This window comes from Streptomyces sp., assembly GCF_031178505.1.
Taxonomy (GTDB): domain Bacteria; phylum Actinomycetota; class Actinomycetes; order Streptomycetales; family Streptomycetaceae; genus Streptomyces; species Streptomyces gulbargensis.
Genome location: NZ_JAPSIW010000191.1, coordinates 1 through 10,207, shown reverse-complemented (window position 1 = coordinate 10,207; position 10,207 = coordinate 1). Strand labels below are relative to the sequence as shown.

Here is a 10,207-nt window from a genome sequence, read left to right as displayed (position 1 = left end):
GGGGCGCACGGGGACGGGGTCGCGGGCGACCATGGTGGCGTGGGCGATGGAGGCGACGTTCACCAGCATGAAGAAGCAGATGAGCCCGATCGACACGAGCATCACGGTGTCGAAGCGGACCAGCCAGCGGTCGCCGCCCTCGCGGACGGTCCAGTGGGTGGGCCAGACGAGGTAGGCCAGGAGCAGCGCCGAGAGGACCGGCGCGAGACCCATGAGGAGGACGGCGCGTATTCGGTGCGGCTCCTTCGCGAGCAGACTCCGGTACTGCACCGTGTAGGCCGCCGTGTCCGGCTCCGTGAGGGGGCCGGCGAGTCGGCTGTAGGTGTCGTAGTCGTAGCCTCCCGGCCGCACGGTGCCTCCAGCTGTCGTCGAACGGGTCGATACCCCCACAAAAGGGGACAGCGTTCGGTGTGTCGACCGGAGTCGTCCGAGTGAGTTGTTCTCGGCGCCGTACGGGTGAGCCCCCGGACCAGGAGGTTCGGGGGCTCGATGGAGGGGCGGGGTCACTGCGCCAAATGGCGCTCCACGGTGGCCACTTTGGCGGTGAGCCCGTCGGTGACGCCGGGCCGGATGTCGGCCTTGAGGACGAGGGAGACGCGCGGGGCGCGCGCCTCGACGGCGGCGACGGCCCGCTTCACGACGTCCATCACCTCGTCCCACTCCCCCTCGACGGAGGTGAACATGGCGTCGGTGCGGTTCGGCAGTCCGGACTCGCGGACGACCCGGACGGCGTCGGCGACGTACTCGCCGACCTCCTCGCCCACGCCGAGGGGAGTGACGGAGAAGGCGACGATCACGCGTTCACCGTGCCTTCGCGGCGGGCGCGGGAGGCGATGACGGCGGCCTCGGCCTCGCGCTTCAGCTTGCGGTCGGCGTAGAAGCCGCCGAAGGGCAGGACCGAGAGGACGAAGTAGAGGGCCGCGGTCGTGAAGGACCACTTGGTGCGGTTCCAGGCGTCGAGCCAGAACAGGACGTAGAGGACGAAGAGGATGCCGTGGATCGCGCCCATGACCGGCACCGCGTTGAAGTCCGTGGTCCGCTTGAGGACCGAGCAGACGAGCAGGAGCAGGAACGACACGGCTTCGGGTCCGGAGACCAGGCGGAGCCGGTGCAGGGAGGAGGCGGTCTTGATGTCCACGACGGGGTCACCTTCGTTCGATCTTGTGAACGGATGCACAAGGGCCGTCCCATTGTGCACTCCGACTTTGCAGTCCCTTTAACCGGGTCCCCAGTACCGTCGAGGCCGTGGCAACGTTCCGACTCCAAGGCAGCAAGGTGCTCGCCGTCTCCCTGGCCGGTGACGCCGTGAAGGCGAAGAACGGCTCGATGGTCGCCTACGACGGCCGGATGGCGTTCAAGAAGATGAGCGGCGGCGGTGAGGGCCTGCGCGGCATGGTGACCCGCCGGCTCACCGGCGAGCAGATGGAGGTGATGGAGGTACGCGGCGAGGGGACCTGCTGGTTCGCCGACCGGGCCTCCGAGATCAACCTCGTCTCGCTGCACGGCGAGAAGCTGTGGGTGGAGGCGAGCAACCTCCTCTGCGCGGACGAGGGACTGCGCACCGGCACCACCTTCACGGGTCTGCGCGGCGGCGCCACGGGCAACGGCCTCTTCACCACGACGGTGGAGGGCACGGGCCAGGCCGCGCTCCTGTCCGACGGTCCGGCGGTGGTGCTGCGGGTGACCCCGCAGTACCCGCTCCAGGTGGACCCGGGCGCGTACATCGCCCATCAGGGCAACCTCCAGCAGCACTTCCAGTCGGGTGTGACCTTCCGCACCTTCATGGGCGAGGGCGGCGGCGAGGCGTTCCAGATCCGCTTCGAGGGCGACGGGCTCGTGTACGTCCAGCCGAGCGAGCGGAACACGATCGGAGGCGACCTGTGAGCGACGCGCGCGCGGCCACCGGCCCGCAGACGGCGATCACGGCCGCGCCTCCGCGCCGCGCGGGCGGAGAAGCTCACGAAGGAGGTGCGGCCTGATGCCGTTCCGCGAGATCAACTCCAAGATGGTCGAGGCCCAGGTCGTCCCCGGGCAGCGACTCTTCAGCCAGCGCGGCGCGATGCTGGCCTACCGCGGCGAGGTCTCTTTCACGCCGAACCTGAGCGGCGGCCAGGGCGGGCTGATGTCGATGATCGGCCGCCGGGTGGCGGGCGAGGCGACCCCGCTGATGACCGTGGAGGGCAGCGGCACGGTGCTGTTCGGGCACGGCGGCCACCATGTGCAGGTGATCACGCTGGCGGGCGACACCCTGTACGTGGAGGCGGACCGGCTGCTCGCCTTCGACGGCACCCTGGAGCAGGGCACGATGTTCATGGGCTCGCAGGGCGGGGTCATGGGCATGGTGCGCGGCCAGGTGACGGGGCAGGGCCTGTTCACCACGACCCTGAAGGGGCACGGCTCGGTGGCCGTCATGGCGCACGGCGGGGTGATCGAGCTGCCGATCACGCAGGGACGCCCGGTCCACGTGGATCCGCAGGCGTACGTGGCGCACCGCGGCGACGTACGGAACAAGCTGTCCACCGCGCTGGGCTGGCGCGACATGGTGGGCCGCGGCTCGGGCGAGGCGTTCCAGCTGGAGCTGAGCGGCAGCGGCGTGGTCTACGTCCAGGCCTCGGAGGAGAAGCTGTGAGCACCCCCGTCATCCACGACCCGCACACCCTGCCGTCGGACGACAACGTCGATCCGTACACCTTCTGCGTGGAGCTCAAGGGCTCCCAGTGGTTCCTGCAGAAGGGGAAGATGATCGCCTACTACGGGCGGATCGAGTTCAACGGCATCGGGCACGGCCGGCTGGACCGGCTGGTCCGCACCTCCTTCCACTCGCCGCTGCACGCGAGCGACTGGGTGGTGGCGGAGGGCAGCGGGAAGATGCTGCTCGCGGACCGGGCGTTCGACGTGAACTCCTACGACCTGGACGAGGGCAACCTGACGATCCGCTCCGGGAACCTGCTCGCGTACCAGCCGTCGCTGGCGCTGAAGCAGTCGATCGTGCCGGGCTTCGTGACGCTGATCGGTACGGGCAAGTTCGTGGCCGCGTCGAACGGTCCGGTGGTCTTCATGGAGCCGCCGCTGCGGGTGGACCCGCAGGCGCTGGTGGGCTGGGCGGACTGCCCGTCCCCGTGCCACCACTACGACCACGGGTACATGACGGGTGTCATGGGCGGGCTGCGCGCCCTGACCGGGATCGGGGGCGCCTCGGGCGAGGAGCACCAGTTCGAGTTCGTGGGCGCGGGCACGGTGCTGCTGCAGTCGACGGAGCTGCTGATGCCGGAGCGGGACGCGGGCGTGACGCCGGCGCGGCCCGGGGTTCCGGGCGGCGCGGGAGGGCACGGTTCCGGCCAGGGTCAGCACGGTTCTGTGCCGCGCCTTCCCGGACAGCTCGGGGACCTCCAGCGTCGCTTCGGGCTGTGAGCGGTAGTCTGCGGAGTGTGACGCCCCTCGAAGGCGTGTCCGTGCAGGGGCAGCGGGTGCGTCGCGTCACACTCCCCGATTTCGTCAAGTATTCAACTTCTTAGGTAGAATCCATACATGGAGACCGAGACAGCCACCCCCTGGCTCACCGACGCCGAGCAGTGCGCCTGGCGCACGTACCTGGACGTCAACAGAATGCTGACGCACCAGTTGGAGAGGGACCTCCAGCCCTTCGGTCTGACGATGAACGACTACGAGATCCTCGTGAACCTCTCGGAGTCGCCCGAGCGGCGGCTGCGCATGAGCGACCTGGCCGCGTCCACCCTCCAGTCCAAGAGCCGCCTCTCCCACCAGATCACCCGCATGGAGAACGCGGGGCTCGTCGAGCGCGCCCACTGCGAGTCCGACCGGCGCGGCCTCTACGCCGTCCTCACCGACCACGGCATGGAGACCATGCGCAAGGTCGCCCCGCACCACGTCGAATCGGTTCGCCGGCACTTCATCGACCGGCTGAGCCCCGAAGCCCTCGCCGACCTCCACGACTCGCTGAAGCCGGTCGCGGAGGAGCTGCGCGGGCTGCGCGGCAAGCCCTGACGGCGCCGCCCGGCGCCGCGACCTGACATATCCGCGCCGGGACGCCCCGGTGACGCGAAAGGGCCTTCCCGGACGGCCGGGAAGGCCCTTTCGCGTCACCCGGGCCCCGTGGCCCGGCCGTACGGCTCGGGCGGCGCCCCTCGGGCCGCTCGCCCGGGCCGGGACCGTACGGGGACTCAGGCGGTGCCCGTCAGGCTCGCCACGAGCTCGTCGGAGGCCGCGTACGGATCCAGCTCGCCCGCGGTGATCCGCTCCGCGAGCGCGTCCAGACGCCGGTCGCCACGCAGGTCGCCGATCCGCTCCCGCAGCGCCGTGATGGTGATGGTCTCCACCTCGCGCGCCGCACGGGACCGCCGGCGCTCCGCGAGCACCCCGTGCTCCTCCATCCACGCCCGGTGCTTCTCCAGGGCCTCCACGACCTCGTCGACGCCCTCACCGCGCGCCGCGACCGTCTTCACGATCGGCGGCCGCCAGTCGCCCGGCGCACGCGCCTCACCGAGGCCCAGCATGTGGTTGAGCTCCCGGGCCGTGGCGTCCGCCCCGTCCCGGTCCGCCTTGTTCACCACGTACACGTCGCCGATCTCCAGGATGCCCGCCTTCGCGGCCTGGATGCCGTCGCCCATGCCGGGCGCGAGGAGGACGACGGAGGTGTCGGCCTGGGAGGCGATCTCCACCTCCGACTGTCCGACGCCGACCGTCTCCACCAGGATCACCTCGCAGCCGGCCGCGTCCAGCACGCGGATGGCCTGCGGGGCCGCCCAGGCGAGACCGCCCAGATGGCCGCGCGTGGCCATGGAACGGATGTAGACGCCCGGGTCGGAGGCGTGCTCCGACATCCGCACCCGGTCACCGAGCAGCGCTCCGCCGCTGAACGGGGAGGACGGGTCGACGGCCAGGACGCCGACCCGCTTGCCCGCCCTGCGGTACGCCGAGACCAGCGCGGAGGTGGACGTGGACTTGCCCACGCCCGGCGAGCCCGTCAGGCCCACCACGTACGCGCCGCCCGTCAGCGGCGCCAGCGTCGCCATCACCTCGCGCAGCTGCGGGGACGCCCCCTCCACGAGCGAGATCAACCGGGCCACGGCACGCGGCCGGCCCTCCCGTGCCTGGGCGACCAGAGCGGGGACGTCCACCATCAGTCGAGCTCCTTGCGCTTTACGTGGGTGACTTACTTGCCCGGGACCTTGATGATCAGCGCGTCGCCCTGACCGCCGCCGCCGCACAGCGCGGCCGCGCCGACGCCGCCGCCGCGCCGCTTGAGCTCCAGGGCCAGGTGCAGCACCACACGGGCGCCGGACATGCCGATGGGGTGGCCGAGCGCGATGGCGCCACCGTTGACGTTCACCTTTTCGGGGGTGACGCCGAGGTCCTTCATGGACTGGTGGGCGACCGCGGCGAAGGCCTCGTTGATCTCGATCAGGTCGAGGTCCTCGACCTGGAGGCCCTCCTTCTTCAGGGCGTGGCGGATCGCGTTGGACGGCTGGGACTGGAGCGAGTTGTCCGGGCCGGCCACGTTGCCGTGGGCGCCGATCTCGGCGATCCACTCCAGGCCCAGCTCCTGGGCCTTGGCCTTGCTCATCACGACCACGGCGGCGGCGCCGTCGGAGATCTGCGAGGAGGTGCCGGCGGTGATCGTGCCGTCCTTGGCGAAGGCCGGGCGGAGCCTGGCGAGGGACTCGGCCGTGGTCTCGCCGCGGATGCCCTCGTCCTGCGAGAAGACGACCGGCTCGCCCTTGCGCTGCGGGATCTCGACCGGGGTGATCTCGGCCTCGAAGATGCCGTTCTTCTGGGCGGCGGCGGCCCGCTGGTGCGAGAGGGCGGCGATCTCGTCCTGCACCTCGCGCGCGATGCCCAGGCGGGTGTTGTGCTTCTCCGTGGACTCGCCCATGGCGATGCCCTCGAAGGCGTCGGTGAGGCCGTCGTAGGCCATCGCGTCGAGCATCTCGATGGCGCCGTACTTGTAGCCCTCACGGGACTTCGGCAGCAGGTGCGGGGCGTTGGTCATCGACTCCTGGCCGCCGGCGACGACCACGTCGAACTCACCCGCGCGGATGAGCTGGTCGGCGAGGGCGATGGCGTCGAGGCCGGAGAGACACACCTTGTTGACGGTGAGGGCCGGGACGTTCATCGGGATGCCGGCCTTGACGGCGGCCTGACGGGCGGGGATCTGCCCGGCACCCGCCTGGAGCACCTGCCCCATGATCACGTACTGGACCTGGTCGCCGCCGATACCGGCCCGGTCGAGGGCGGCCTTGATGGCGAAGCCGCCGAGGTCGGCGCCCGAGAAGGACTTGAGCGAGCCGAGCAGACGACCCATGGGCGTGCGGGCGCCCGCGACGATCACTGAGGTGGTACCGGTCGTTCCAGACATGAGGCACAGCCCCTTGGGATGAGGAGTGAACGAGGGTTTACCGCCAATGTACTGAGCGGTGCGGTGCCGGGTCACCGGCCGGTCGGTGTGATCGCGCGCACGTTGCGTAACCACCGCTCCGGCGCTGCACTGGACACATGCTGACGCGTATCGACCACATCGGGATCGCCTGTTTCGACCTGGACAGGACCGTCGAGTTCTACCGTGCCACGTACGGTTTCGAGGTCTTCCACACCGAGGTCAACGAGGAGCAGGGCGTCCGCGAGGCCATGCTCAAGATCAACGGGACCTCCGACGGCGGGGCCTCCTACCTCCAGCTCCTGGAGCCCACCCGCGAGGACTCCGCGGTGGGCAAGTGGCTGGCCAAGAACGGCGAGGGCGTGCACCACATCGCCTTCGGCACCGCCGACGTCGACGGGGACGCCGAGGCCATCCGGGGGAAGGGCGTCCGGGTCCTCTACGACGAGCCGCGGACCGGCTCGATGGGCTCCCGCATCACCTTCCTGCACCCCAAGGACTGCCACGGCGTCCTCACCGAACTGGTCACCTCGGCGGAGCCGCCGGCTGACCACTCCTCAGCGGAGCACTGACCTCCGGATTCCCGGCCCGGTAGAGTGGGCGACTCCGGGCCGGGGCCGGTCGGGGCCGCTCCGTGCGGCACCGAAGTCGGGATGTCGGGGTCGTCCGATCTGCCACGATTCCCCGGGGGTCCGTCCTCGGCCGTGAGGGCGTGCTCGTTGGAGTGTTGCGACCAGGGGACGGATGGGACCGCGCAGTGCGGGGCTACGAACGCCAGGAGAGCCACCGAGCTGAAGACGACCATCTCGCCCGGTTCGAGGCCGAGATGGACCGGCTGAAGACCGAGCGGGAGAAGGCCGTCCAGCACGCCGAGGACCTCGGCTACCAGGTCGAGGTCTTGCGTGCCAAGCTCCACGAGGCGCGCCGCACCATCGCGTCCCGGCCCGCCTACGACAGCGCGGACATCGGGTACCAGGCCGAGCAGTTGCTGCGCAACGCCCAGGTGCAGGCCGAGCAGCTGCGCCAGGACGCCGAGCGCGAACTGCGCGAGGCCCGGGCCCAGACGCAGCGCATCCTCCAGGAGCACGCCGAGCACCAGGCCCGGCTCCAGGCCGAGCTGCACAACGAGGCGGTGCAGCGCCGTCAGCAGCTCGACCAGGAGCTGAACGAGCGCCGCCGGACCGTCGAGGCGCACGTCAACGAGAACGTCGCCTGGGCCGAGCAGCTGCGCGCCCGCACCGAGGCGCAGGCCCGCCGGCTCATGGAGGAGTCCCGCGCCGAGGCCGAGCAGGCGCTCGCCGCCGCCCGCGCCGAGGCCGCCCGGCTCACCGAGGAGACCGGCCGCCGCGTCGGCGCCGAGGCGGAGTCCGCCCGTGCCGAGGCCGAAGCGATTCTGCTGCGCGCCCGCAAGGACGCCGAGCGGCTCCTCGCCGCCGCCTCCAGCCAGGCGCAGGAGGCCACCAGCCACGCCGAGCAGCTCCGTACCACCACCACCGCCGAGACCGACCAGGCCCGCCGCCAGGCCACCGAGCTCTCCCGCGCCGCCGAACAGCGGATGCAGGAGGCCGAGGAGAAGCTCCGCCTGGCCCGCGCCGAGGCCGAGCGGACCCTCGACGAGGCCAAGGAGGCGGCCGCCCGGCAGCTCGCCTCCGCCGAGTCCGTCAACGAGCAGCGCACCCGCACCGCCAAGACCGAGATCGCCCGGCTGGTCGGCGAGGCCACCAAGGAGGCGGAGGCCCTCAAGGCCGAGGCCGAGGAGAAGCTCCGCGAGGCCACCGAGCGCGCCGAGAAGCTGGTCGCCGAGGCCACCGAGAAGGCCCGCACGGCGGCGGCCGAGGACTCCGCCGCGGCGCTCGCCAAGGCCGCCCGCAGCGCCGAGGAGATCCTCGGCAAGGCCTCCGAGAGCGCGCAGGAGACCACCCGCAAGGCCGCCGAGGAGGCGGAGCGGATCCGCCGTGAGGCCGAGACCGAGGCCGACCGGCTGCGGTCGCGCGCCGAGGAGCAGGCCGACGAGCTGCTCGGTTCCGCGAAGGACGACACCAAGGAGTACCGGGCCAAGACGGTCGAGCTCCAGGAGGAGGCCCGCCGGCTGCGCGGCGAGGCCGAGCAGCTGCGCGCCGAGGCGATCGCCGAGGGCGAGCGGATCCGCGGCGAGGCCCGCCGCGAGGCCGTCCAGCAGATCGAGGAGGCGGCCAGGACCGCCGAGGAGCTCCTCGCCAAGGCCCGTACCGACGCCGACGAGCTGCGCGCCAAGGCCGGCACGGAGAGCGAGCGGGTCAGGACCGAGGCGATGGAGCGGGCCCAGACGCTCCGCGCCCAGGCCGAGGAGACCCTGGAGCGGACCCGCGCCGAGGCCGAGCGGCTGCGTGCCGAGGCCGAGGAGCAGGCGGAGTCCGTACGGGAGGCGGCCGAGAAGGCCGCCGCCGAGCTGCGCGCGGACGCCGAGCGGGCCGCCGAGGCCCGGCGCGCCCAGGCCGCCGAGGAGCTGGCCCGGCTGCACGCCGACGCCGAGGCGAAGGTCGCCGCCGCCGGGCAGGAGCTCACCGACGCCCGGGCCGAGAGCGAGCGGATCCGCCGTGAGACCGCCGAGGAGACCGAGCGGCTGCGCACCGAGGCCGCCGAGCGCATCCGTACCCTCCGGGAGCAGGCCGAGCAGGAGGCCGAGCGGCTGCGCACCGAGGCCGCGGCCGACGCGTCCACGGCGCGCGCCGAGGCCGAGGCGACGGCGGTACGGCTCCGCACGGAGGCCGCCGCCGAGGCCGAGCGCCTGAAGTCGGAGGCCCAGGAGACCGCCGACCGGGTGCGGGCCGAGGCCGCCGCGGCGGCCGAGCGGGTCGCCGCGGAGGCCGCGGAGGCGCTGGCCGCCGCGCAGGAGGAGGCCAACCGGCGCCGCCGGGAGGCCGAGGAGACCCTGGAGTCGGCGCGCTCCGAGGCGGGCCGGGAGCGCGAGCTGGCCCGCGAGCAGTCGGAGGAACTCCTCGCCGCCGCCCGCAAGCGGGTGGAGGAGGCGCAGACCGAGGCGCAGCGCCTGGTCGAGGAGGCGGACGCGCGGGCGACCGAGATGGTCACCGCCGCCGAGCACACCGCCCAGGAGGTGCGGGACTCGGTGGCCGGGCTGCGCGAGCAGGCCGAGGAGGAGATCGCCGGGCTGCGGTCCGCCGCCGAGCACGCGGCGGAGCGGACCCGTACCGAGGCGCAGGAGGAGGCGGACCGGGTCCGCGCCGACGCCCACGAGGAGCGGGAGCGCGCGACCGAGGACGCGGCCCGGGTCCGGGCGCGCGCCCAGGAGGAGTCGGAGGCCGCGAAGGCGCTGGCCGAGCGGACGGTCACGGACGCGATCACCGAGTCGGAGAAGCTGCGCGCGGACACCGCCGAGTACGCGCAGCGGGTACGGACCGAGGTCACGGACTCGCTCGCCGCGGCCGAGCAGGACGCGGCCCGCACCCGGGCGGACGCCCGGGAGGACGCCAACCGGATCCGTTCCGAGGCGGCCGAGCGCGCCGAGTCGGTGGTCGGCGAGGCGCGGGCGGAGGCCGAGCGGATCGGCGCCGAGGCGGCCGGGCTGCGGGCCGAGGCGGAGCGGATCAAGGCGGAGGGCGAGGCGCAGGCGGAGGCGCTGCGCGCCGCTGCCCGCGCGGACGGCGAGCAGGTCCTCGACGAGGCCCGCAAGGCCGCCGACAAGCGGCGTGCCGACGCCGCCGAACAGGCCGACGCCCTCATCGGCGAGGCCACGGCCGAGGCGGAGCGCATCGCGGCGGAGGCCGCCGAGCTGCGCGAGACGACCGAGCGGGACGCCGAGCGGCTCCGCACCGA

10 protein-coding genes and 1 pseudogene are annotated in these 10,207 nt (G+C 72.7%); 6 read left to right on the top strand and 5 right to left on the bottom strand.

Translation table 11 applies throughout. The features are described from left to right. The 3 genes and pseudogenes from RIF68_RS15395 to RIF68_RS15385 all read right to left on the bottom strand — a co-directional run. Nucleotides 1-351, bottom strand: a pseudogene (locus RIF68_RS15395) (glycosyl transferase); the annotation flags it as partial. 152 nt (nucleotides 352-503) lie between these two features. Next, nucleotides 504-797, bottom strand: a complete 294-nt coding sequence (locus RIF68_RS15390; RefSeq protein WP_309051811.1) for an MTH1187 family thiamine-binding protein — start codon at nucleotides 795-797, stop codon at nucleotides 504-506. Continuing rightward, nucleotides 794-1,138 carry a DUF3817 domain-containing protein gene (locus RIF68_RS15385; protein ID WP_309051810.1) on the bottom strand — a complete coding sequence of 115 codons (345 nt, stop codon included), beginning with the start codon at nucleotides 1,136-1,138 and terminating at the stop codon, nucleotides 794-796. Before RIF68_RS15385 ends, RIF68_RS15390 begins: the two co-directional genes overlap by 4 nt. Nucleotides 1,139-1,245: 107 nt before the next feature. Between RIF68_RS15385 and RIF68_RS15380 the strand changes: the two genes are divergently transcribed. From RIF68_RS15380 to RIF68_RS15365, 4 genes are all read left to right on the top strand, one after another. Beyond that, entirely contained in the window at nucleotides 1,246-1,884 is a 639-nt protein-coding gene (locus RIF68_RS15380; protein ID WP_309051809.1) for an AIM24 family protein, read from the top strand. A gap of 94 nt (nucleotides 1,885-1,978) precedes the next feature. Further along, complete coding sequence (locus tag RIF68_RS15375) at nucleotides 1,979-2,629, top strand: AIM24 family protein (RefSeq protein ID WP_309051808.1); 651 nt, start codon at nucleotides 1,979-1,981, stop codon at nucleotides 2,627-2,629. Continuing rightward, complete coding sequence (locus RIF68_RS15370; RefSeq protein WP_309051807.1) at nucleotides 2,626-3,411, top strand: AIM24 family protein; 786 nt, start codon at nucleotides 2,626-2,628, stop codon at nucleotides 3,409-3,411. Before RIF68_RS15375 ends, RIF68_RS15370 begins: the two co-directional genes overlap by 4 nt. 117 nt (nucleotides 3,412-3,528) lie before the next feature. Next, the gene (locus RIF68_RS15365; RefSeq protein WP_309051806.1) at nucleotides 3,529-4,005 is read left to right on the top strand and encodes a MarR family transcriptional regulator; all 477 of its coding nucleotides are present in this window, start codon (nucleotides 3,529-3,531) and stop codon (nucleotides 4,003-4,005) included. Nucleotides 4,006-4,181: 176 nt separating this feature from the next. On the opposite strand, the gene meaB is transcribed toward RIF68_RS15365, so the two are convergent. Together meaB and RIF68_RS15355 are read right to left on the bottom strand one after the other, a co-directional pair. Then, a complete protein-coding gene (gene meaB, locus RIF68_RS15360) occupies nucleotides 4,182-5,141 on the bottom strand; it encodes a methylmalonyl Co-A mutase-associated GTPase MeaB (RefSeq protein WP_309051805.1) in 960 nt (319 codons plus the stop codon). Between the two features lie 32 nt (nucleotides 5,142-5,173). Further along, entirely contained in the window at nucleotides 5,174-6,376 is a 1,203-nt protein-coding gene (locus RIF68_RS15355; RefSeq protein WP_309051804.1) for an acetyl-CoA C-acetyltransferase, read from the bottom strand. Between the two features lie 137 nt (nucleotides 6,377-6,513). Here RIF68_RS15355 and mce point away from each other — a divergent pair, with 137 nt between their 5' ends. Together mce and scy are read left to right on the top strand one after the other, a co-directional pair. After that, nucleotides 6,514-6,966, top strand: coding sequence for a methylmalonyl-CoA epimerase (gene mce, locus RIF68_RS15350; protein WP_309051803.1), 453 nt, complete (start codon nucleotides 6,514-6,516; stop codon nucleotides 6,964-6,966). Between the two features lie 185 nt (nucleotides 6,967-7,151). After that, nucleotides 7,152-10,207: polarized growth protein Scy (gene scy, locus RIF68_RS15345; RefSeq protein ID WP_309051802.1), on the top strand; the 3,056-nt coding region annotated here is incomplete at its 3' end.